The sequence below is a fragment of the Enterococcus sp. DIV0774 genome, from assembly GCF_050539095.1.
Lineage (GTDB): Bacteria > Bacillota > Bacilli > Lactobacillales > Enterococcaceae > Enterococcus > Enterococcus faecalis.
In genome coordinates, this window is sequence record NZ_CP172923.1 from 47,589 (window position 1) to 72,152 (window position 24,564).

Annotated in this window: 22 protein-coding genes; 19 read left to right on the forward strand and 3 right to left on the reverse strand. The window is 39.7% G+C overall.

The genetic code is table 11. The features are described from left to right. Positions 1-64: 64 nt before the first annotated feature. From epsC to IGL86_RS00270, 15 genes are all read left to right on the forward strand, one after another. Positions 65-604, forward strand: a complete 540-nt coding sequence (gene epsC / locus IGL86_RS00200; RefSeq protein ID WP_002389718.1) for a serine O-acetyltransferase EpsC — start codon at positions 65-67, stop codon at positions 602-604. Next, entirely contained in the window at positions 597-2,009 is a 1,413-nt protein-coding gene (gene cysS, locus IGL86_RS00205) for a cysteine--tRNA ligase (RefSeq protein ID WP_002370606.1), read from the forward strand. Before epsC ends, cysS begins: the two co-directional genes overlap by 8 nt. Further along, entirely contained in the window at positions 2,006-2,404 is a 399-nt protein-coding gene (locus IGL86_RS00210) for a Mini-ribonuclease 3 (protein WP_002356056.1), read from the forward strand. Before cysS ends, IGL86_RS00210 begins: the two co-directional genes overlap by 4 nt. Then, the gene (rlmB, locus tag IGL86_RS00215; protein ID WP_002356057.1) at positions 2,394-3,251 is read left to right on the forward strand and encodes a 23S rRNA (guanosine(2251)-2'-O)-methyltransferase RlmB; all 858 of its coding nucleotides are present in this window, start codon (positions 2,394-2,396) and stop codon (positions 3,249-3,251) included. The genes IGL86_RS00210 and rlmB overlap by 11 nt, the downstream gene beginning before the upstream one ends. 14 nt (positions 3,252-3,265) lie before the next feature. Then, on the forward strand, positions 3,266-3,796 hold the full coding sequence (locus IGL86_RS00220) for an NYN domain-containing protein (protein ID WP_002356058.1): 531 nt from the start codon (positions 3,266-3,268) through the stop codon (positions 3,794-3,796). A gap of 85 nt (positions 3,797-3,881) precedes the next feature. Continuing rightward, on the forward strand, positions 3,882-4,448 hold the full coding sequence (locus tag IGL86_RS00225) for a sigma-70 family RNA polymerase sigma factor (RefSeq protein ID WP_002356059.1): 567 nt from the start codon (positions 3,882-3,884) through the stop codon (positions 4,446-4,448). Positions 4,449-4,505: 57 nt separating this feature from the next. After that, on the forward strand, positions 4,506-4,808 hold the full coding sequence (locus tag IGL86_RS00230) for a Veg family protein (protein WP_002383497.1): 303 nt from the start codon (positions 4,506-4,508) through the stop codon (positions 4,806-4,808). 180 nt (positions 4,809-4,988) lie between these two features. Then, positions 4,989-5,840 (forward strand): 4-(cytidine 5'-diphospho)-2-C-methyl-D-erythritol kinase, encoded by an 852-nt coding sequence (gene ispE, locus IGL86_RS00235; RefSeq protein WP_002379846.1) that lies wholly within the window; start codon positions 4,989-4,991, stop codon positions 5,838-5,840. A 166-nt stretch (positions 5,841-6,006) separates the two neighbouring features. Beyond that, on the forward strand, positions 6,007-6,960 hold the full coding sequence (locus IGL86_RS00240; protein ID WP_002367576.1) for a metal ABC transporter substrate-binding protein: 954 nt from the start codon (positions 6,007-6,009) through the stop codon (positions 6,958-6,960). A 25-nt stretch (positions 6,961-6,985) separates the two neighbouring features. After that, positions 6,986-7,678 carry a metal ABC transporter ATP-binding protein gene (locus IGL86_RS00245; RefSeq protein WP_002356064.1) on the forward strand — a complete coding sequence of 231 codons (693 nt, stop codon included), beginning with the start codon at positions 6,986-6,988 and terminating at the stop codon, positions 7,676-7,678. A 161-nt stretch (positions 7,679-7,839) separates the two neighbouring features. After that, positions 7,840-8,679 (forward strand): metal ABC transporter permease, encoded by an 840-nt coding sequence (locus tag IGL86_RS00250; protein WP_002383493.1) that lies wholly within the window; start codon positions 7,840-7,842, stop codon positions 8,677-8,679. Between the two features lie 143 nt (positions 8,680-8,822). Beyond that, the gene (gene purR / locus IGL86_RS00255) at positions 8,823-9,644 is read left to right on the forward strand and encodes a pur operon repressor (RefSeq protein WP_002381336.1); all 822 of its coding nucleotides are present in this window, start codon (positions 8,823-8,825) and stop codon (positions 9,642-9,644) included. A 201-nt stretch (positions 9,645-9,845) separates the two neighbouring features. Then, a complete protein-coding gene (glmU, locus tag IGL86_RS00260) occupies positions 9,846-11,231 on the forward strand; it encodes a bifunctional UDP-N-acetylglucosamine diphosphorylase/glucosamine-1-phosphate N-acetyltransferase GlmU (protein WP_016618502.1) in 1,386 nt (461 codons plus the stop codon). A gap of 440 nt (positions 11,232-11,671) precedes the next feature. Continuing rightward, positions 11,672-15,598, forward strand: a complete 3,927-nt coding sequence (locus IGL86_RS00265) for a 5'-nucleotidase C-terminal domain-containing protein (RefSeq protein WP_071646504.1) — start codon at positions 11,672-11,674, stop codon at positions 15,596-15,598. Positions 15,599-15,733: 135 nt separating this feature from the next. After that, complete coding sequence (locus IGL86_RS00270) at positions 15,734-17,413, forward strand: peptide ABC transporter substrate-binding protein (RefSeq protein WP_002361487.1); 1,680 nt, start codon at positions 15,734-15,736, stop codon at positions 17,411-17,413. A 46-nt stretch (positions 17,414-17,459) separates the two neighbouring features. Here the strand turns inward: IGL86_RS00270 and IGL86_RS00275 are convergent, their stop codons facing one another. Further along, positions 17,460-17,684 (reverse strand): DUF896 domain-containing protein, encoded by a 225-nt coding sequence (locus tag IGL86_RS00275; protein ID WP_002373729.1) that lies wholly within the window; start codon positions 17,682-17,684, stop codon positions 17,460-17,462. 14 nt (positions 17,685-17,698) lie between these two features. After that, the gene (locus IGL86_RS00280; RefSeq protein WP_002356071.1) at positions 17,699-18,685 is read right to left on the reverse strand and encodes an LLM class flavin-dependent oxidoreductase; all 987 of its coding nucleotides are present in this window, start codon (positions 18,683-18,685) and stop codon (positions 17,699-17,701) included. 217 nt (positions 18,686-18,902) lie between these two features. Between IGL86_RS00280 and ruvA the strand changes: the two genes are divergently transcribed. After that, complete coding sequence (ruvA, locus tag IGL86_RS00285; protein WP_002361491.1) at positions 18,903-19,517, forward strand: Holliday junction branch migration protein RuvA; 615 nt, start codon at positions 18,903-18,905, stop codon at positions 19,515-19,517. A 12-nt stretch (positions 19,518-19,529) separates the two neighbouring features. Then, a complete protein-coding gene (ruvB, locus tag IGL86_RS00290; protein ID WP_002381340.1) occupies positions 19,530-20,546 on the forward strand; it encodes a Holliday junction branch migration DNA helicase RuvB in 1,017 nt (338 codons plus the stop codon). A gap of 123 nt (positions 20,547-20,669) precedes the next feature. Here the strand turns inward: ruvB and IGL86_RS00295 are convergent, their stop codons facing one another. After that, the gene (locus IGL86_RS00295) at positions 20,670-21,107 is read right to left on the reverse strand and encodes a hypothetical protein (RefSeq protein WP_025192084.1); all 438 of its coding nucleotides are present in this window, start codon (positions 21,105-21,107) and stop codon (positions 20,670-20,672) included. A gap of 212 nt (positions 21,108-21,319) precedes the next feature. On the opposite strand from IGL86_RS00295, the gene IGL86_RS00300 reads away from it, so the two are divergent. Next, positions 21,320-22,018 (forward strand): N-acetylmannosamine-6-phosphate 2-epimerase, encoded by a 699-nt coding sequence (locus IGL86_RS00300; protein WP_033625538.1) that lies wholly within the window; start codon positions 21,320-21,322, stop codon positions 22,016-22,018. A 177-nt stretch (positions 22,019-22,195) separates the two neighbouring features. Continuing rightward, positions 22,196-24,535 carry an alpha-glucosidase gene (ygjK, locus tag IGL86_RS00305; RefSeq protein WP_430605622.1) on the forward strand — a complete coding sequence of 780 codons (2,340 nt, stop codon included), beginning with the start codon at positions 22,196-22,198 and terminating at the stop codon, positions 24,533-24,535. Positions 24,536-24,564 lie beyond the last annotated feature (29 nt).

Consider the following 24,564-nt stretch of genomic DNA (forward strand, 5'->3'; position numbering starts at 1 on the left):
GCAACGTTTTTTTGTTGCTTAAAAGACGTTTTTTATTTTTGTATAGTAGAAAGGAGTTCACCCTATGAGTTGGTTGAAACGTAGCGTCGCAGCTGTTAAAAGAAACGATCCTGCAGCGCGGACCACACTAGAAGTTCTTTTAACGTATCCTGGCTTGCACGCCCTGTTTTGGCATCGCTTGTCTCATTTCTTATATAGGCATCAGTTGTTTTTGTTGGCGAAGATTCATGCACAATTTTGGCGTTTCATAACGGGCGTAGAAATTCATCCCGGAGCCACAATTGGAGAGGGAGTTTTTATCGATCACGGCATGGGCATTGTGATTGGAGAAACCGCGGAAATAGAAGAAGATGTTGTTTTGTTTCACGGAGTGACGTTAGGTGGGACCGGTCGTGATACGGGTAAACGCCATCCAACAGTGAAAAAAGGAGCGATGATTTCGGCACGAGCTCAAATTTTAGGGCCAGTTGTGATTGGTGAACGTTCAAAAATTGGTGCGGGTGCTGTTGTTATTTCAGACATCCCAGCAGATGCCACAGCTGTGGGTGTTCCTGCGAAAGTCGTTCGTCTAAATGGAAGAAAGGTGGAAAAAGGGCATGATTAAAATTTATAATACATTGACCAGAGAAAAAGAAGTATTTACGCCAATTGAGGCGCATAAAGTTCGGATGTATGTCTGCGGACCAACCGTGTATAACTATATCCATATCGGTAATGCGCGCAGTGCGATCGCCTTTGATACGATTCGTCGTTATTTTGAATATCGTGGGTATGAAGTGAATTATGTCTCGAACTTTACAGATGTCGATGATAAAATTATCAAGGCAGCTAAAGAATTGAAAATTACTGCGCCGGAAGTGGCGGAGCGTTTTATCAAAGCCTTTGAAGAAGACACGCAAGCATTGAATGTCCAACCAGCAACGTTACATCCTCGGGTGATGGACCACATGCCTGATATCTTAGCTTTCATCGACGTTTTAATTGAAAAAGGTTTTGCTTATGAGGTCGCAGGTGATGTGTATTATCGCACCCGTAAATTCCCTAATTATGGTAAATTAAGCCATCAATCGATTGATGAATTAGAAGTGGGGGCAAGTCAACGAACTGGCGTTGAACAACAATTAAAAGAAGACCCATTGGATTTTGCTCTTTGGAAAAGTGCCAAAGAAGATGAAATTTCTTGGGATTCTCCTTGGGGTAAAGGACGTCCCGGCTGGCATATTGAATGCTCTGTCATGGCGACAAAACACTTGGGAGAGACGATTGATATTCATGGCGGTGGACAAGATTTAGAATTTCCACATCATGAGAATGAAATTGCACAGAGCGAAGCCAAAACAGGCCATACCTTTGCCAATTACTGGATGCATAACGGCTATGTCACAATTGGTGAAGACGATGAAAAAATGAGCAAATCCCTAGGTAACTTCATTACTGTTCATGAAATGATTCAAAAAGTGGATCCGCAAATTTTACGTTTCTTTATGTCCACCACCCAGTACCGTCGCCCGATTCGTTATAGCGAAAGCACTCTAAAAGAGGCAGCAGCCAATTATCAAAAATTGAAAAATGCGTTTGAAAATTTACGTTTTAGACAAGCAGATGCGGTCGCAAGTTTGCCAGAGGATGAACACTATTTGGCTCAATTAAACGAATTAGAACAACGTTTTATTACGGAAATGGACGATGATTTCAATGCAGCTAACGGGATTACGGTCGTTTATGAATTAGCGAAGATGATGAATCAGTACAGTGAACAAGCGACAGTTTCGGAACCAGTTCTAGTGGCGATGGATAAGCTTTTCAGTGGCTGGTTAGCTATTTTTGGTTTATTCTTTAAAAACGAAGAATTAGTGGATGCACAAGTCGATGCGTTAATTGAAGAACGGAACCAAGCACGGAAAGACCGTGATTTTGCCCGAAGTGATGAAATCCGCGATTTATTAAAAGAACAAGGCATTGTTTTAGAAGATACTCCGCAAGGAACGAGATGGAGAAGAAGTGAATGAGAGATTACAAACAATTAAACGGTTTAGCTTTGGCCTATGTTGGCGATGCGATTTATGAAATTTACATTCGTGATTATTTAGTTTCCTTAGGACAAACGAAACCGAATGTTTTGCATCGCATGGCGACGCACTACGTGTCAGCAAAAGCCCAAGCAAGCTTAATGCAAGCGATGTTAGCGGGAGAAATGCTAACGGAGGAAGAAGAAGTGATGTACAAACGCGGTCGGAATGCTAAAAGTCACACATTTGCCAAAAATGCTGATGTGACGACCTATCGGGTAGCGACCGGTTTCGAATCCTTGATGGGTTATTTACATTTAACACAACAAAAAGAACGTTTAGAAGAATTAATTAACTGGTGTATCAAGAAAGTAGGTGAAACCAATGAAAAATGAAAAATCTCGTCCTTTTAAAAAAGGTAAGAAACGTCCAGAACGTTCAGATAAGCGTTCAAAAGAACGGAACCCACGACCAGCGACAGCAGGTGCTGATGGAACCTCAGAAGAGCTAGCAGATAACTTTGTCTTTGGTTTCCATGCCACTGTTGAGGCGTTGCAGCAAGGACGCGGGAATAAATTGTTTTTACAAGAAGATGCTCGTGGCGAGAAAATTGAGCAATTAAAACAAGCAGCGAAAGAACAGGCTGTTCCAGTTAAATGGGTGCCTAAAGCAAAATTAGATACGATGAGTGATCACGGCGTGCATCAAGGCATGGTTTTAGCAATCACGGCGTATCAATATTTAACTTTAGAAGAATTATTGGAACAAACAAAAGAAAAGACAGAAACACCATTTTTCCTAATTTTAGACAGTCTAGAGGACCCACATAACTTTGGCTCAATTTTGCGAACAGCTGATGCGACAGGCGTGGACGGTATTATCATTCCGAAACATCGTGCAGTGGGAATTACACCAACCGTAACCAAAGCGTCAACAGGGGCCGTGGAACATATTCCAGTGGCTCGTGTAACGAATCTAGCGCAAAGTATTGCAACGCTAAAAGAGAATCAATTTTGGATTTTTGGTACAGATATGTCTGGGACGGATTATCGTCGCTGGAATACACAAGGCGCAATTGCCTTAATCATCGGAAATGAAGGTCGTGGCATGAGTCAAGGTCTTCATAAAGAAGTGGATGAATTATTAACGATTCCAATGACTGGACACGTTCAAAGCTTAAACGCTGGTGTGGCTGCAGGCTTGCTAATGTATGAAGTCTATCGTGGCCGCAACCCATTATAGAAGCAGGCGATTGTATGAAAAAACAATTGTTAATCGTTGATGGCTATAATATGATTGGTGCTTGGCCAGAATTGGTCCAGTTGAAAAAGCAAGAGCGTTTAGAGGATGCGCGTGAACTGCTTCTTAGTCGTCTGTCCAATTATGCCAAATATGAAGGGTTGGAAATCATTGTGGTCTTTGATGCCCAACTAGTCCCAGGCATTCAGCAAACGTACAAAAAGTACCTTTTGACCGTGGTTTTCACCAAAGAAGATGAAACAGCAGATAGTTATATTGAACGTCTAGCTGGTGAAAAAAATGATCGTTTAACGCAAGTAACAGTCGCAACGAGTGATTTGGCTGAACAATGGGTGGTCTTTTCACAAGGTGCATTGCGGACTTCGGCCAATGAACTTTACAAAGCTGTCCAGAAAACAGAAAAGACGATTGCCATTCATGCAACGGATATCCATTTCCAGCAATTTCGTCGAAATTCTCCATGGAACGTGGAGCAGTTATCAAAACTTTCTGAGAAGCTAGAAGAATTGTCTCAAAAAAAAGATTAAACAAATGTTCGCTTAAGTCATAAATTTCTAACATGCTATGCTCTCCTAAATCATTCGATACGTTTATCGAAAAGGAGGGCTTTTTATGTTAGAACAGATTCAACAAGCATTAGCAGGAGACCAAGAACAATTTCAAGCCTTATATGGGCAATATCAGCCAGTGATTTATAAGTGCATGAAAAAATACTATTTAAAAGATTATGATACTGAAGACTGGCTTCAAGAAGGACGAATTGTCTTCTTTCGGACGTTAGAACGATTTGATTCAGAAAAACAAGCATCATTGGGAAAGTTTTTTAAACGAAATTTTGAAAATCACGTACATAGCTTAATTCGCCATCAATGCGCCTATAAGAGGCGAACAGATACCTTGTCTATTTCCCTGGAACAACGCTTAGAAAGCGCTGGTGAAGAGTTAGTGGACTATTTAGGGACAGCGGCTACCGACCCATTAGGTCAATTAATGATTCAAGAAAAATTGGCAGCTTTTCCGACACGTCTTTCCTCGTTGGAACAACAAATTTTAAACGCATACTTAAAAGGCTACACGTTAGAAGAAATCGCTAAAGTGCGTGGGGGAACTTTTTCAGCTGTCCGAAGTGCCTATGATCGTGCCAAAGCAAAAATGAAATATACATTAGAAAATGAATAAAAATTCGACAAAACAGCTGGTTTGTCGAGCAAAAGTAGTTGCAAACAGACTTCTAGTATGATAAACTTGAAATTTTTTAAAAAAAGTGATATAATGTTTCTCGAGGTGAATGCAATGCCAACAACGTTATCGTCAATTAAGAAAGATTTGGAAGGCCGTATCGGCAGTGAAATTATGTTAGTTGCTCAGACTGGAAGAAAGCGCCAAACAGAACGTAAAGGAATCTTAACGGAGACTTATCCATCTGTTTTTGTTGTTGACTTGGATCCAGACGAGAACTCATTTGAACGTGTATCTTATAGCTATTCAGATGTTTTAACACGCACCGTTGAAATCGAATTCATCGGTCAAGCCGTATAATTTAGAAAGTCCGCTTAGGAGTGAAGGAAGAGCCCTTCGTTCCTAAGCTCTTTTTAATTTCAACCATCTGTCGTCAGAGAAAGAGCAATCTTCGGTGTACTTCTTCATGGACATATGATAGAATCTAAAAGATTAAAATGTTGGTAGACAAAAGATTAAGGAAGGTGAATCAGGGAACCGATGGAAATAATCGAACGAGCTCCTGCGAAAATTAATCTTGGGTTAGATGTTCTGCATAAACGTGTGGATGGCTATCATGAAGTTGAATCTATTTTTGCAAGTGTAGATTTAGCCGATCATTTAACTTTTGAAAATCTAGAAGAAGACATCATTCGTATTGAAACGGACAGCTCTTTTTTACCCGTGGATCGACGGAATCATGTCTATCAAGCAGTTGACTTATTAAAGCGTACCTATAATATTCATAAAGGAATTAAAATATATATTGAAAAACGTATCCCCGTGGCAGCTGGTTTAGCAGGGGGGAGCAGTGACTGTGCCGCAGCATTACGAGGCTTGAACAAACTGTGGAATCTGGGGTTGACGATGGACGAACTCTGTGAAATTGGCAGCCAAATTGGTATGGATGTTCCTTATTGTTTAAGGGGCGGAACAGCCTTTGCAAACGGACGTGGGGAGAAAATTGAAACATTACCGACCATGCCTCAATGTTGGATTGTGTTAGTTAAACCAAGAATTAGTGTATCCACTAGTACCGTTTTTAATGATTTAGCGGTAGATGAATTGCACCATCCAGATATTGCTGGACTAAGAATAGCCATCGAAAATGGTGATTATACTGGGATGACCCAAACGGTCGGCAATGCGTTGGAAAGTGTCACGATTGCCAGACATCCGATCGTGCAACAAATCAAGGATCGCATGCTGAAGTACGGCGCTGATGCAGCGTTGATGAGCGGCAGTGGACCGACAGTCTTTGCTTTATGTGAAAAGAAAACACGAGCACAACGGATTTATAATGGACTCAAAGGCTTTTGCGAAGAAGTTTATTTGGTTCGGACATTGAAATAAATAAAAACAACAGAGCGTGGAGCAAAAACCCAAAGTGATTTTTGTCCCACGCTCTGTTGTTTTTTTAAATTTATTCCTTGACGTCCCGTGATCCATTTGGTACATTATTCCTGGCAAATCGTAAATATTACGGTTTATAATAGGTAAATCGAAAAGAGGACAGAACATGACGAAAATCTACCGCCGTTTGATAATCGGCGTTACTTTAGCAATCAGTGCTTTTCTTTTAGCTAGTTGTGGGCAAACCACACAATCGCCAAAAGAGAAGAAAGAGCTCACGGTAATGACTACTTTTTATCCGATGTACGATTTCGCAAAACAAGTCGTTGGTGATGAGGGAGAGGTTGAGCTGTTGATTCCAGCTGGAACGGAACCACACGATTATGAACCAAGCGCAAAAGACTTAGCGAAAATTACTGATGCGGATGTCTTTGTTTATAATAGTAAAGAGCTAGAAACTTGGGTTCCGAATGTTATTGAAAACTTGGACACGAAAAAAGTTTCAATCGTGGAAGCCAGTCAATCCATTCAATTGATGCAAGGAACAGAAGAGGAAGAATCTGGCGAAGAAGGTCATGAAGGCCATAACCATTCCCACGAACTGGATCCGCATGTCTGGTTAGATCCCGTGTTAGCGCAAAAAGAAGTAACAGCGATTCGGGATGCGCTTATCAAAAAATATCCTGAGAAAAAAGCCGTATTTGAAAAAAATACCGCTGCTTATTTGGAAAAATTGACTGCGCTAGATAAGGAATACCAAGCTGCATTTGCAGGCGCTAAAAATCGGACCTTTGTGACGCAACATGCTGCATTTGGCTATTTGGCAAAACAATATGGTTTGACCCAAGAACCGATTGCTGGGATTTCTCCAGACCAAGAACCTTCGCCAAGTCGTTTAGCCGAATTAAAAAAATATATTAAAACAAACAATGTTTCTGTGATCTATTTTGAAGCATCGGCTTCTACAAAAGTAGCCAAAACATTGGCAGACGAGACAGGCGTCGAATTAGCTGTATTGAATCCTTTAGAGAGTTTAACTCAAAAAGAACAAGAAGCAGGCGAGAACTACGTGTCTGTCATGAAAGAAAACCTCGCTGCTTTACAAAAAAGCATTCATTAATCTGGCAACAGAAAGGAGCCAACTTATGCATTATATTGAAGTCGAAAATTTAACCTTCTATTATGATGATGAACCTGTTTTAGAAGATGTTTCTTATTATGTTGATCCAGGGGAATTCGTTATTTTAACAGGAGAAAATGGCGCTGCCAAGTCAACGCTGATCAAAAGTACCTTAGGGTTATTAAAACCAACAAGTGGCAAAATTACGGTCGCTAAAAAAAATAGTGCTGGTGAAAAAATCAGCATTGGCTACATTCCACAACAAGTCGCTTCTTTCAATGCGGGCTTTCCTAGCACCGTCATTGAATTAGTACGTTCAGGTCGTTTTCCCAGAAATCGTTGGTTCAAACCGTTGACGAAAAAAGATCATCTTCATGTGGAAAAAGCTTTGAAATCAGTGGACATGTGGGAAATGCGCCACAAACGAATTGGCGAGCTTTCTGGCGGGCAAAAGCAACGAATTAGTTTAGCACGAGTGTTTGCGACCGATCCAGATTTGTTTATTTTAGATGAGCCAACAACAGGTATGGATGAACAATCGCGAAACGAATTTTATCAATTGTTGCAACACAGTGCGCATGAACATGGAAAAGCTATTTTGATGATTACGCATGATCATGAAGATATCAAAACCTATGTAGATCGTCAAATTCGTCTTGTCCGCAAAGAAGATTCGAAATGGCGTTGCTTCCATATGAGTGAAGAATCGTATACGTAAATTTTCCAATAAAACGTTATCTGGCTCGATCATAACGAAAGCCAAGGAACGGCTTAAAGAAATGTTGGGAAAATTTAAAAAATAAGCAGGAATTAAAAAATTAATTCGCTTAAACGTCGCTACAATGGTAGTGTTCATTTTAGCGGTAAGGAGTGAATCGTATGGCAGAAATGCTTTCTTATGCATTTATGCAAAAGGCCTTTTTAGCAGCACTGTTTATCTCAGTGATTGCTCCAATGCTCGGCGTCTTTCTAGTTATTCGCCGACAATCTTTAATGGCAGATACCCTTTCACATGTGTCATTAGCCGGTGTGGCACTAGGCTTCTTTTTTAATTGGAATCCTAATTTAATGACCTTAATTGTCGTGATTGTGGCTGCAATCATTCTAGAATATTTACGAATGATTTATAGCACCTATTCAGAAATTTCGATTGCTATTTTAATGTCAGGCGGTTTGGCTTTGGCGTTAGTTTTAATGAATTTAACAGGAGGCAATTCAGCTGCTAGTATTCAATCTTATTTATTTGGTTCCATCGTCACGATTACGTGGGATCAAGTGGTTATGTTGGCAATTTTATTCGTAGTTTTAGTTCTATTGTTTATGTTATTTAAACGTCCAATGTATGTTTTAACATTTGATGAAGATACTGCTCATGTTGATGGGCTACCTATTCATTGGATGTCGATGCTTTTTAATGTAATTACTGGTGTGGCGATTGCTGTGATGATTCCGATCGCGGGAGCCTTGTTAATTTCAGCAATTATGGTCTTACCAGCTGCGATAGGTATGCGAATTGGTAAAGGCTTTAACACGGTGATTATTATCAGTGTGTTTATGGGCTTGATTGGCATGCTAACAGGGTTGACTAGCTCGTATTATTTGGAAACACCACCGAGTGCAAGTATTACCCTAATTTTTATTGGTTTATTCTTATTAGTCAATATTTATCGCCGAGTGGTTGTTATGGTCCAACGAAAACAAAAAATGCAAAGAAACTAAGGAGAAAAACGAAAGTTTTTCTCCTTTATTTCTTTTTTTTAAAAGAAATGGCGAACTATTTTCAGTTATTTGAAAAAAATCCTCGAATTTTTCGGTTAAACCCCTTATAATAAGGAACGATAGAATGAAAAGGAGTGACGAATTTGAAAATTCGGAGAAGTGAACGATTAATCGATATGACCCAATATCTTTTAGATCATCCCCATACATTGGTTTCTTTGACATATTTTGCTGACCGATACCAATCTGCCAAGTCTTCCATTAGTGAAGATTTAGCAATTGTTAAAAAAACATTTAAAGAACGTGGAACAGGTATTTTAGAAACGATTCCAGGCGCTGCAGGCGGTGTCCGCTTTATCCCTGAAATTCCTTATGAGGAAGCGGAGCAGTTGATTATGGATTTATGTGATCGTTTGTCAGAACAAGATCGCTTATTACCTGGGGGCTATGTTTATCTTTCAGATTTACTTGGGGAACCGAATTTATTAAGACAAGTGGGCCGGATTATTGCTTCTAAATATTTAGGCAAACAAATTGATGCGGTAATGACCGTTGCGACTAAAGGAGTGCCAATTGCGCAAGCTGTGTCTTATTACTTAAATGTTCCGTTTGTGATTGTTCGTCGCGATTCTAAGATTACTGAAGGTTCAACGGTGAGCGTGAACTATGTATCAGGGTCTTCAGAACGTATCGAAAAAATGGAACTTTCAAAACGCAGCTTAAAACGCGGATCAAAAGTTTTAGTCGTGGATGACTTCATGAAAGGCGGCGGCACCGTCAATGGTATGAAGAGTATGATTGAAGAATTTGAAGCAGAACTTGTGGGCATTACCGTTTTTGCTGAGTCAAAATTCAATGGCCGTCGTGCAATCGATGACTATACTTCGCTATTGTACGTGGAAGATGTGGATACACAAACAAAAACGATTAGCGTAGTCCCAGGAAACTATTTCACAGAGAAATAATTTGAAAAAGAGCGTGGAAATGGTCCATTCCATTTTCAGGTTCTTTTTTTCTGTTTTATTCCTTTAAAAAAAGATGAGAAAATAAATTGGTCTACCTTTTAAATGCCTTATTTTGTTGAAAAAGACAAAAGAGTAAGATAAACTAGAAAAGGTATAATGAGGACGATTTAGAAGAAAATCAAACAATTTAGTTAATTTGAGGTGGCAAACGTGGAAAATAGATACGCAATTATTTTAGCAGCTGGTAAAGGAACACGCATGAAATCTAAACTTTATAAAGTATTGCATCCAGTTGCTGGTAAACCAATGGTCGAACATATTTTAGATCAAGTAGAACAAACAGAACCAACAGAAATCGTGACAATCGTTGGACATGGGGCGGAAATGATTAAAAGCCATTTAGGCGAACGTAGTCAATATGCCTTACAAGCTGAACAATTGGGAACTGGGCATGCAGTCATGCAAGCACAAGAGTTATTAGGTGGTAAACAAGGAACAACATTAGTTATTACAGGGGATACGCCGTTATTAACTGCGGAAACCTTGAAAAATTTATTCGATTACCATCAAGGTAAGAATGCAAGTGCGACTATTTTAACAGCGCATGCGGAAGACCCAACAGGCTATGGTCGAATTATTCGTGACCATGTGGGCATTGTTGAACGAATCGTGGAACAAAAAGATGCCAGTGAAGAAGAAGCACGTGTTCAAGAAATTAATACAGGAACCTTCTGTTTTGATAATGAATCATTGTTTGAAGCGTTAGCGAAAACAGATACAAACAATACACAAGGGGAATACTATTTAACAGATATCATTGAAATTTTGAAAAAAGAAGGCAAAGCTGTCGCAGCTTACCAAATGGCAGACTTTGACGAAGCAATGGGTGTAAATGATCGTGTTGCTTTATCCACTGCTAATAAAATTATGCATCGTCGGTTAAATGAGATGCATATGCGAAATGGTGTTACATTTATTGATCCAGACACAACGTATATTGATGAAGGCGTGGTAATTGGTTCAGACACAGTCATTGAAGCGGGAGTCACTATCAAAGGAAAAACAGTGATTGGCGAAGATTGCTTGATTGGCGCACATTCAGAAATCGTTGATAGTCACATCGGCAATCAAGTGGTTGTTAAACAGTCTGTGATTGAAGAAAGTGTGGTTCACGAGGGGGCCGATGTAGGTCCGTATGCACATTTACGTCCTAAAGCAGATGTGGGGGCAAACGTACACATTGGTAACTTCGTGGAAGTAAAAAATGCAACAATCGATGAAGGCACAAAAGTGGGCCATTTAACATACGTTGGTGATGCAACATTAGGCAAAGATATTAATGTCGGTTGCGGCGTTGTTTTTGTTAATTATGATGGCAAAAATAAACACCAAACAGTCGTGGGTGATCACGCGTTTATTGGCTCTGCAACGAACATTGTTGCGCCAGTCACGATTGGTGATCATGCGGTGACTGCTGCTGGTTCAACCATCACAGAAGATGTCCCTTCAGAAGATTTGGCGATTGCCCGGGCACGTCAAGTGAATAAAGAAGGCTATGCTAAAAAGTTACCTTATATGAAGGATTAACCTCAAATAAAAAAGAACGCTCTTTTGCTTAAGCAAAAGAGCGTTCTTTTTCCTCCTTAAAGACTAGACCAATTGCTGCTAGTATTTGTTTAGAGACATTCAAGGGCTAGACCAATGCTGTTTATTCGGTATTTTTAGTTATTTTTTTCAAAAAAATAGTTTTTGTTCCGCTTTTCCAATATAAAAAGACTTTCTTTTTTATAAAGTTCGTGTTTTGGTCAAAATTACTATTTTTTTCACAAACAAATCCGCTATATTGTCCAAAAATAAAAACAATTTACAGGAAAAACATCTTATTTTAACGGAATTTACTGTTTTTTATTTAACGGATATATTATGATAGGAAAAGAAGAGCAGCGTGATGGGGGAAGGCTCTTTTTGTTGTTTGTTACTTTGACAATTGTTTGTTGCAAATGGGTTGAAACACAAGGAGGAAATTTGTGAAAAAGTTGAGCTTTAAAAAAGTGAAGTGGGGCATGCATTTTTTAATGGCTGTTGCGTTGATAGCGCCAAGCGTTACTAGTACGGCATATGCAGTAGAAACAACGAGTCAACAAAGTTCAGAAGCAGTAACAAGTACCACCGATTCAAGTAGAAAACAAGAACCAGTCATTACACAGGAAACAACAGACATCAAACAAGAAGCACCAAATCAGGCTACGAGTGACAGTGTCAAGCAGTCACAAGAAACCACAGCACCAACAGAGACGACGAATTTAGAAACGTCAACCGCTGAAAAAGAAGAAACGAGCACGCCGCAAAAAATAACAATTTTAGGTACGTCAGATGTTCATGGTCAATTATGGAATTGGTCTTATGAAGATGATAAAGAATTACCAGTTGGTTTGTCCCAAGTAAGTACAGTCGTCAACCAAGTCCGGGCACAAAACCCAGCAGGCACCGTTTTAATTGATAATGGCGACAATATTCAAGGCACTATTTTAACAGATGACTTGTATAATAAAGCGCCTTTAGTGAATGAAAAGACCCATCCAATGATTACCGCCATGAATGTGATGAAGTATGATGCAATGGTTTTGGGGAATCATGAGTTTAATTTTGGTTTACCGTTAATCCAAAAAATTCAAAAAGAAGCCACTTTTCCAATCTTGTCTGCGAATACCTACAATAAGGATGGTAGTCGTTTTGTTGAAGGGACTACCACGAAGGAACTTGATCTTAATCAAGATGGGCAGCCAGATTTAAAAGTTGGGATTATCGGCTTAACAATCCCGCACATTCCTTTGTGGGATGGCCCTCGTGTTACTTCGCTTAATTTTTTACCTTTGAAAGAAGAAGCAGAAAAAGCAGTTACTGAGTTGAAAACTAACGATCAGGCTGACATTATTGTTGCTTCGATTCATGCGGGACAACAAAATAGTGATCCGGCTGCCAGTGCCGACCAAGTAATTGAAAATGTCGCGGGGATTGATGCGTATATTCTGGGTCATGACCACCTTTCTTTTACCAAGCAAGGAGCAGCGCCGAATGGAAAAACTGTACCGGTAGGGGGACCTAAAGATACAGGGACAGAAGTTGTCAAAATTGATCTTTCAGTTGCTAAAAATGCCGATAAGTGGGAAGTGCAAGAAGGTACAGCAACGATTGTACCAACAACGAATGTTCCAGCAGATGAAGCAGTTAAGGCAGCGACAAAAGAATACCATGAAAAAACGCGAGCGTTTATTCAGGAGGAGATCGGCACAGCAACAGCTGATTTTTTACCAAAACAAGAAATTAAAGGAATTCCCGAAGCACAATTACAACCAACAGCGATGATTTCTTTAATTAATAACGTTCAAAAAGAAGTAACGGGCGCACAATTAAGTGCGGCAGCGCTGTTTAAATACGACAGTAAATTACCTGCGGGGAAGATTTCCTATGCCACGATTTTTGATATCTACAAATACCCGAATACCTTAGTGAGTGTTCCCATTAACGGTGAAAACTTACTGAAGTATTTGGAAAAACAAGGGGCGTACTATAACCAAACACAGCCAGATGATTTGACCGTTAGTTTTAATCCAAACATTCGTGTATATAACTATGACATGATTTCTGGAGTGGACTACAAGATTGACATTTCAAAACCAGTGGGTGAACGAATTGTAGATGCGAAAATTGACGGCCAACCGTTGGATCCTGCCAAAGAATATACGATTGCTATGAATAATTATCGTTACGGCGGTTTAGCTAGCCAAGGGATTCAAGTAGGAGAACCTATTAAAAATTCTGATCCAGAAACCTTACGAGGAATGATTGTTGATTATATTAAGAAAAAAGGAACGCTTGATCCAGAACAAGAAATCGAACGAAATTGGTCAATTATTGGGACAAATTTTGATGAAAAATGGCGTGCCAAAGCAATCGAATTAGTGAATGACGGCACTCTTCAAATTCCGACTTCTCCTGATGGACGTACACCAAACGCCGCCGCTATTACGAAACAAGATGTCCGTAATGCGGGCTTTGATTTAGATAATGCATATACCATTATGCACACAAATGACGTTCATGGCCGACTAGAAGCAGGGAAAGGCGAATTAGGTATGGCGCGTCTAAAAACCTTTAAAGACCAAGAAAACCCAACCTTGATGGTGGATGCAGGGGATGTTTTCCAAGGATTACCAATCTCCAATTTCTCCAAAGGCGCGGATATGGCCAAAGCAATGAATGAAGTTGGTTATGATGCCATGGCGGTGGGAAATCACGAGTTTGATTTTGGTTTAGAGATTGCACTAGGTTATAAAGACCAACTGAATTTTCCGATTTTATCTAGTAATACGTATTACAAAGATGGCAGTGGACGGGTTTTTGATCCGTATACAATCGTAGAAAAAGCCGGGAAAAAGTTTGCCATTGTAGGTGTGACGACCCCAGAAACAGCAACGAAAACACACCCGAAAAACGTGGAGAAGGTAACATTTAAAGACCCGATTCCAGAAGTAGAAGCAGTGATTAATGAAATTAAAGAGAAGTACGCGGATATTCAAGCTTTCGTGGTTACTGGGCATTTAGGCGTAGATGAAACGACGCCGCATATCTGGCGTGGTGATACGCTAGCAGAAACCCTTAGTCAAACATATCCTGAGTTAGATATCACTGTGATTGATGGACATTCGCATACAGCCGTCGAAAGCGGCAAACGTTATGGCAAAGTGATCTATGCTCAAACAGGTAATTATTTAAATAATGTTGGGATCGTCACAGCACCAGAGAGTGAACCAACTAAGAAAACAGCAAAATTGATTTCAGCAGCAGAGCTGCTAGAATTGCCAGAAAACCCGGCAGTTAAAGCCATCGTTGATGAAGCACGTACGAATTTTAACGCTGAAAATGAAAAAGTAATTGTCGATTATATTCCATTCACATTGGATGGACAACGAGAAAATGTGCGCACACGAGAGACCAACTTAGGGAATTTGATTGGTGATGCGATTATGTCATATGGCCAAGACGCGTTTAGCCAACCTGCTGATTTTGCAGTAACCAATGGTGGCGGCATTCGCGCTGATATTAAACAAGGGCCAATTAAAGTTGGGGATGTCATTGCTGTGTTACCTTTTGGCAATAGCATTGCGCAAATTCAAGTAACCGGCGCTCAAGTTAAAGAAATGTTTGAAATGTCTGTTCGTTCGATTCCACAAAAAGATGAGAATGGCACAATTTTACTAGATGATGCTGGCCAACCAAAACTTGGCGCAAATGGTGGTTTCCTACATGTTTCAAGCTCCATTCGTATCCACTATGATTCCACAAAACCAGGTACTCGCTTGGCTAGTGACGAAGGCAATGAAACAGGACAAACGATTGTCGGTAGTCGCGTATTAGGAATAGAAATTAAAAATCGGCAAACGCAAAAGTTTGAACCATTGGATGAGAAGAAACAATACCGGATGGCTACCAATGATTTCTTAGCTGCTGGTGGTGATGGTTACGATATGCTAGGTGGTGAACGAGAAGAAGGGATTTCACTAGATGCTGTCTTAATTGAATACTTGAAAAGTGCAACCAGCTTGCGGTTGTATCGTGCAGCAACGACGATTGATTTAGCACAATATAAAGAACCATTCCCAGGCGAACGAATTGTTTCTATTTCGGAAGAAGCTTACAAAGAGTTAATCGGTGGAGGAGAGACGCCAAAACCAGATCCAAAACCAACACCAGAAACACCAGTAGCAACTAATAAACAAAACCAAGCGGGAGCAAGACAGAGCAATCCATCCGTAACAGAGAAGAAAAAGTATGGCGGCTTTTTACCTAAAACGGGTACAGAAACAGAAACGCTTGCATTATATGGTTTACTGTTCGTTGGACTTTCTTCTTCTGGCTGGTATATTTATAAACGACGTAACAAAGCTAGTTAGTCATTTTTTAAGAACCGTCCTTCGGGATTGGTTCTTTTTTTATTTTAATGCTTGCCATTTGTTTTTAATTTTAGTATTATAAGAATATTCTAAAAATTAAAAAATGAAGAGTTTTTTCTGTGAAGGGAGAAAGGCATGAAAAGTAAACGTATAAAAGGACTTATCGGGTTAAGTTTAACAACGCTGTTAGTTTTAGCTGCTTGTGGTGGTGATGGGGGAGCTGGCGCCGAAAAAGCAAAGGGCGGATCAGAGAAAACTGCCGCTAAACAAGAATTTAAAGTAGTAGTTCAACAAGAAATGCCTTCTGCAGATTTATCTTTAGGAACAGATACAATTAGTTTTACGGCACTGAATAATGCGTATGAAGGAATTTATCGTTTAGATGATAAAAGCAAGCCGCAACCAGCAGGGGCTAAAGAAAAAGTGCAAGTCAGTGATGATGGTCTGACGTACACAGTGAAACTAAGAGAAGAAGCAAAATGGTCCAATGGTGATCCTGTCACAGCTGCCGATTATGTTTTTAGTTGGCAACGTACAGCAGATCCTCAGACTGGCGCTGAGTATGCTTATTTTCTAGAAATGATTGAAAACGGCGCAGATATTGTAGCTGGTAAGAAACCAGTCTCTGAATTAGGCATTAAAGCAAACGGAGATTACGAGCTAGAAATTAAACTGGCAAAACCAACACCATATTTTGATTATTTACTGGCCTTTCCACTATTTTTCCCGCAACATCAAGCAACCGTAGAGAAATATGGCAAAGATTACGCTGCTTCCAGTGAAAAAGCAGTCTATAATGGTCCGTTTGTCTTAGCTAACTTTGAAGGGGCTGGCTCAGATACCAATTGGACTTTGGAAAAAAATGAAAACTATTGGGATAAAGACAATGTCAAATTAGATAAAATCAATTTTGATGTTGTCAAGGAGGCGCCAACTGCCTTGAACTTATTCCAAGATGGCCAGGCAGACGATGTTATTTTAAGCGGCGAATTGGCCCAGCAAATGGCGAAGGATCCAGAATTGGTTATCGAAAAAGAAGCACGAACCAGCTATTTGGAATTTAATCAGCGAGATAAAAATTCACCGTATAATAATGTGAATTTACGCAAAGCAATTTCAGCAGCGATTGATCGCAACGCATTAGTAGATAAAATTTTAGGCGACGGCTCAGTAGTCGCTACCGGCTTAATTCCAGAAGGGATGTCTTATTCGCCGACAGATGACAAAGATTTTGCTGATGAAAATAAAAAAATTGTTGAATATAGCCCAGAAAAAGCAAAAGAATATTGGGCAAAAGCGAAGAAAGAATTGGGTATAACAACACTCAAAATGGATATTGTTGCCGATGATGTCGATTCTACGAAAAAGTTAGCGGAATATATTCAAGGTACGTTAAAGGATACTTTAGAGGGCATTGATGTAACAGTGAGCCCAGTGCCGTTTTCAGTTCGAATTGATCGAGGTAGTCGCGGCGATTTTGAGACAATCTTAGGTGGTTGGGCTGCGGATTACGCAGATCCAAGTAGTTTCTTAGACCTTTTTGTCACTGGCAATAACTATAATCGCGGGCGTTTTTCAAGTAAAGCCTACGATGAGTTGATCGAGGCTTCAGCCACAAGAGATGCTTCAGATCCTGAAAAACGTTGGGAAGACATGGTTAAGGCTGAGAAGTTATTGATTGGTGAAGAGACCGCTTTAGCACCACTTTATCAAAAGGCGACTGCCCATCTACGCAGTAAAGAAGTGAAAGGCGTCGTTGCCCATGGTGCTGGCGCACAATATGATTATAAGTGGACATATGTGACAGAAGAGTAGTTAAAAAGAGACACAGAATAGTCAAATCGACTGTTCTGTGTCTCTTTTAATCAAAATATTTCTGCTGTTCTTCTTTTAATCTTTCTGGGGTCACATCTTCACCAGTAGGATCATAAATAGTGACGCCCATTAATGTTTTATTGAATTGTTCACGAATGGTCCGCAAATATTCTTGTCGCAAATCGACACGAAGAGCTTGTTCTTCAGATGTTAAGCCTTGTTCACGCTCTTTTTGTGCAAGCGTATTAATTCTTTTTAAAACCTCTAACATTTCTCATTTCCTTTCTATAATAATTCTTTTGCTAGGCGTTCAAATGATTGAAAGCGCGTTTGTTTGTCATAACCTGGAGTGATTAGCATCGCTTCTGTCAACCCTAGTTCTTCTTGTTGGTGGAAAAACTCCGCAACTTCTTGGCTACTGCCAATGACAAAGCGTTGTTTATTTTGTTCTAAAACCAGTTTGTCCATTTCACTGTAAGGGAAAGCTAGTGCTTCTTCTGGCGATAAAAATTTATTTGGAAGCCCATGTTCGGTGGCAAAGATATAATGCTCAAAACTAGCCGCATGGTATTCTGCTTCTTCTTTCGTGTCGGCGGCAAAAGTGAAATACGCAGCGCTCACTTGCGGCTCTTGTTGTTCAGTTACTGGTCGGAAATGCTTGTAATATGCGGACAATACTTCTTTGGGCAAATGTCCATGAATAAATTGCGCAAAGGAAAAATTAATGCCATATTCACCAGCTGAACGTGCGCTTTCTTTACTAGCACCTAGTAACCAGGGTTGTGGTAATAGAACTTCCCGCGGAACAGCTGAAATTTTAGAATATAAATGATCTTCAGGAAATTCCTCTCTTAAAAAGAGTAAAATTTCAGGTAATTTATCAAATTGGTCTAGCTGAGGTGGCTGACCATTATTTAACGCCAACGTAGTTAAAGGGCTGCCACCAGGCGAGCGGCCCATGCCTAAATCGATTCGATCAGGATATAAAGCTGCTAACGTTTTAAACGTTTCTGCGACTTTAAATGGCGCATAATGCATGGTCATGATGCCACCCGCGCCAACACGAATTTTTTCGGTGGCACTAGCAATATGTGCAACTAAAATTTCTGGCGTTGCACTGGCAAAGGCGTCTGAGCCGTGATGTTCGGCATACCAAATTCTTGTGTAGCCAAGTTTTTCCGCTAATTGAGCGAGCTCTTTGGCTTCTTGTAATGTGTCGCTTGCTGATTGATTTTTAGGAACCGTTAATTGATCTAAGATACTTAATTTCATGTATGTAGTCTCCTTTTTGGTTATTTTTTTGAAGCTACCGCTATTATTACGCAAGCATGTCAAAAAAAACAGTACGCACTTTTTAATTCCCTAGTGAGTGAAAAGTAACAAATAGATGTAGCCAAGGTCGATGATAAAAATTCTCCGCTATGGCTTTTTGATGCTTTGTGTTAAAATGGAACATATGTACGCAATCAGCAATTGGAAAGGTGACAACATGTACGAATATATTATTGGAAAAGTAACGTTTGTTAGCCCATACTATATTGTCGTTGAAACAAATGGCATTGGCTATCAGATTTCAGTTGATAACCCGTATCGCTATTCAGGAAAAATGGATACGGATATTAAACTATATCTTCACCAAGTCGTGCGGGAAGATGCACAGCTATTATTTGGTTTTGGCAGTTTAGAAGAAAAACAATTGTTCTTAAAATTAATCAGTGTCTCTGGAATTGGCCCTAAAAGTGGTTTAGCTATCATGGCTTCTGTGGCTGATCATGGTGGTTTAATCAATGCAATTGAAGGGGAAGATGTTACATATTTAACGAAGTTCCCAGGTGTTGGCAAGAAAACAGCCCAACAAATGATTTTAGATTTAAAAGGAAAATTAGGGGAATTAGAGTCTTCCGAAGCAGCGGTTGCGGCCATGACCGCAACCGAAGTGGTGACAACAAGCAATCAAGCATTGGCAGAAGCGTTAGAAGCATTAAGTGCCCTAGGCTACAGTGACCGAGAGATTAAGCGTATCACTAAGCAATTGGAAGCGTTAGGTGAGACAACGACAGATGTCTATTTAAGCAATGCGTTAAAATTCATGATGAAACGCTAAGGAGGAATAACGATGACAGAAGAAGAACGGTTGCTTTCAGCTGCAAGTCAAGAAGCAGAAGCTTCAATTGAAAAATCGTTACGTCCACAATTTTTAGCACAATATATTGGTCAAGACAAAGTAAAACAAGAACTAACGATTTATATTGAAGCGGCGAAAAATCGGAATGAAGCGTTGGATCATACTCTTCTTTATGGTCCGCCAGGTTTAGGGAAAACGACAATGGCGATGGTCATCGCCAATGAAATGAATGTGAACATTCGTACCACAAGTGGACCAGCCATCGAACGGGCGGGAGATTTAGTCGCTATTTTGAACGAATTAGAGCCTGGTGATGTGTTATTTATCGATGAAATTCATCGTTTGCCGCGAGTGGTGGAAGAAATGCTGTATTCCGCAATGGAAGATTTTTACATTGATATCATGGTCGGTCAAGGAACCACGGCACATCCCGTTCATTTTCCGTTACCGCCTTTTACTTTAGTGGGCGCTACCACACGGGCAGGGATGCTTTCAGCGCCATTACGAGATCGTTTTGGGATTATTTCTCACATGGAGTATTATCAAGAGCAGGATTTAAAAGAAATCGTTCTCCGTTCCGCGGATATTTTTCAAACGGAGATTTTTGAGGAAGGTGCCTTTGAAATTGCGCGCCGCTCAAGAGGAACCCCCCGAATTGCTAATCGTTTGTTAAAACGTGTCCGTGATTTTGCCCAAGTCCAATCAGATGGCAAAATCGACCGAGCGATTGCAGACAAAGCGTTAACCTTGCTGCAAGTGGACCATCAAGGCTTGGATTATGTCGATCAAAAATTGTTGAAAACAATGATTGATTTATACGGCGGCGGTCCAGTTGGTTTAAGTACCTTGTCTGTAAATATCGGTGAAGAAACCGAAACGGTGGAAGATATGTATGAACCCTATCTTATTCAAAAAGGTTTCATTAAACGAACACCACGAGGACGAATTGCAACGCCATTTGCGTATGCACATTTTGGGTATGATTATTTAGAGGGTCGTAAAAATTAAAGGGTTAAATAAGAGAGAAGGGCCTTCAACAGGATAGAGTATGTTGAAGGTCTTATTTTTCATTTTTTCAAAGTTTATGTAACGGAATAAATATTCTTTTTTTGATAGACCACTATAAGTATATTAACGAATAATTTTTAAAAGTTTCATCTCTTGATAATATAAATCTTTGTAAGATAAATCAGACAGTGTACGAGTAACTATTTTTGATATCGGTTTGTTTTCAAAACCATTTAAAGCGGACAAAATATATAACTTAGTTGTGCAGGTATTTTTAAAATGATTTCGGATGTAGCCAAGAAGAGCGACTGCTGAGGGTGTTTCAATATTTTGATTATCTGACGGTAGAGAACACATAGAGCAAACCTGATAATTCAATGTTTTTAAATAGTTGCTGTATGAAAATTTACCTGGTGACTCACCTTCAAAATCATTTATAAAAAAGAAGAACTCTTTATTTAATAGATTGCCCGTGTGATTGCTCAGTCCATTTAAAGTTATACTGCCTGTAGATAAAGGTTGCTCGCTAGCTAAGTAGATGTATTCTGTCAATTTTATCACCTCTTTCTTATCGATATGAATTATCGTATCATGATATAATCAAATCCGCTATATTTTAAGGTGAAATGCTAAATGGGAACAAAAGAAAGAAAGCCTTAACCGCTTGCTTTCTTTTGTTTCACGTGAAACGTTTGTTCTTATTTGGGAGAGTGGCATATTTCAGCTGTTGTAGGTATACTGTGTTTGTAATCGCTTTTAAATTGGAGGGATCAATGTTGAATAAAGAAATCAAAGGGGCATTAATTGTTTCTTGCCAAGCGTTGGCAGACGAACCGTTGCATAGTTCTTTTATCATGTCCAAGATGGCTTTGGCCGCTAAACAAGGAGGGGCTAAAGGCATTCGAGCAAATTCTGTGGTAGACATTCGAGCAATCCGGAAAGAGGTTGATTTACCAATCATTGGGATTATTAAACGAGATTATCCTGACGCAGAAGTATATATTACCGCAACTATGCGTGAGGTAGATGAATTAATGGCTGTTCAGCCAGAAATTATTGCTCTCGATGCAACCCATTCGAAACGACCAAATGACGAAACGTTAGCCACATTTTTCAAAAAAATAAAAGAAAAGTATCCTAACCAAGAATGGATGGCGGATTGTTCCACGCTGGAAGAGATGATTGAAGCGGCGGAGTTAGGTTTTGATTATATTGGCACAACGTTAGTCGGCTATACGCCGCAAAGTGAAAATCAGCGGATTGAACAAAATGATTTTGAACTGTTAAGAGAAGCAAAGAAGCATTTTACTACACCAATCATTGCAGAAGGAATGATTGATACGCCAGCAAAAGTCCAACGTGTTCTGGAGCTAGGTGCCTATAGCGTGGTGGTGGGATCTGTTATTACACGACCGCAAAAAATTACTGAAAAATTTGTGGAAGCTACGAAAATAAAACAGAATCAAGCATAAACTAAATACACTATCGATACACTCGTTATTTTTTGATCAATACACTTCGATACGGTCGCTTTTTTTCTAGAGAAAGTTGAATCTTTCAATAATAAAAAGGGATACACTCCATTTGGCATAGTCCTTGCTGATAATAAATCAGTGTATAAAGCGCTATCATTTTATAGGAGGGGTTTTATGAAGGGTTTATCAAAAAAGAAACGGGTGTCTACTTGGTTAGCGTTAGGAATCACCGTAGTCAGCTGTTTTGCGTTAAGCGGGGAAGTGCAAGCAAGTGTTGAAAGAACAAAAGTTGATGAATTTGCAAATGTTTTAGATGTGAGTGCATCACCAACTGAACGGACGAATGGCGTATACGATACCAATTATTTTAATAATTTTTCTGATTTAGGTGCATGGCATGGCTACTATTTACCTGAAAAAAGCAATAAAGAGCTACTGGGTGGTTTTGCGGGGCCATTGATTATTGCGGAAGAATATCCGGTAAACTTGGCGGCAAGTTTAAACAAATTAACGGTCAAAAATAAAAAAACGGGAGAAACCTATGATTTAAGCCAAAGCAACCGCATGGACCTGTCTTATTATCCTGGGCGCCTAGAGCAAACCTATGAATTAGACGATGTAACGATTCATTTAGCTTTAATTTTTGTCAGCAATCGAACGGCGCTTATCCAAACGACACTTGAAAACACTGGTGAAGATCCCTTGTCACTTGAAGCAAGCTGGACAGGTGCGGTCTTTGACAAAATTCAAGAGGGAACGGAAACCTTAGATATTGGTACTCGTTTAACTGCTAAAGACAATGACATTCAAGTGAATTTTGTTGAAGTCAGAGAAACGTGGAATTATTTTGCTACGAAAGACACAAAATATACGATTCATCATGCGGATAAAGTTTCAACAAAAATTGATAATCGGAATTATACAGCGACCGCTGAACCAATTGAATTGAAGCCTAAACAAACGTACAACACCTATACGACAGAAAGCTATACTTTTACAAAAGAGGAAGAGGCAAAGGAACAACAACAAGCACCCGAATATACCAAAAATGCGGCGCGCTATTTCAAAGAGAACAAGCAAAGATGGCAAGGATATCTAGATAAAACGTTTGATCAAAAGAAAACAGCAGAATTTCCTGAATATCAAAATGCGCTAGTCAAATCGATTGAAACGATTAATACCAATTGGCGAAGTGCGGCAGGTGCCTTTAAGCATGACGGGATTGTTCCGTCCATGTCTTATAAATGGTTTATTGGTATGTGGGCTTGGGATTCGTGGAAAGCGGATGTAGCAACGGCTGATTTTAATCCTGAGTTAGCTAAAAATAATATGCGGGCCTTGTTTGATTATCAAATTCAAAAAGATGATACCGTACGTCCACAAGATGCAGGAGCGATCATTGATGCTGTCTTTTACAATCAAGACAGTGCGCGTGGTGGTGAAGGTGGCAACTGGAATGAACGAAATTCTAAACCACCATTGGCTGCATGGGCAGTTTGGCATATTTATCAAGAAACCAAAGATAAGGAATTTTTAAAAGAAATGTATCCCAAACTTGTGGCTTATCATAATTGGTGGTATACCAACAGAGACCACAATAAAAATGGGATAGCAGAATATGGAAGCATGGTCAGTGATGCCCACTGGCAAAAAGACGACAAGGATCAAATCATTAAAGATAAAAATGGCCAACCTAAAGTGGACGATGATGCTGTTATTGAAGCAGCCGCGTGGGAAAGTGGCATGGATAACGCTACACGGTTTGACAAAGAAGGTGTGGGCAAAGGCGACGTCGGAGTTAAAGTTTTTGAAAACAAAAATAAAGGAAAAGTAGTGGGGTATTCGATTAATCAAGAATCAGTGGATTTGAATGCGTATCTCTACGCTGAAAAGGGCTATTTAGCTTCGATAGCAGAAGAACTAGGCAAAAAAGAGGACTATAAGAACTATCAAAAAGAAGCGAAGAAACTAAAAAAATATATTCAAGAAAATATGTTTGATGAAAAAACCGGCTTCTTCTATGACTTACAAATAAATGAAGACGGCTCGAAAACAAAATTGTTAGTCAATCGTGGCAAAGGAACAGAAGGCTGGTTGCCGCTCTGGGCAAAAGTAGCGACCAAAGAACAGGCGGCGGCAGTTAAGAAAAACATGATGAATCAAGAAATGTTCAATACCTTTATGCCATTCCCAACGGCATCCAAAGACAATGAAAAATTTGCTGCAACGAAATATTGGCGGGGACCAGTTTGGCTTGATCAAGCCTTGTTTGGTGTAGAAGCTCTTCAAAACTATGACTATACAAAAGAAGCAAAAGAAATGACACAAAAACTCTTCTTACATGCCGAAGGATTGATGGGAGAAGGACCTATTCATGAAAATTATGATCCACTAACAGGGAAAGGCCTAAGTACGAAAAACTTTAGTTGGTCAGCGGCAGCGTACTATTTACTGTATAAAAATACCTTATTAAGTAATAACCCCACAACGCAAACCGCTTTTGAAATAAAATAGAAAAACAGCTCTTGAGAAAATATCACTCA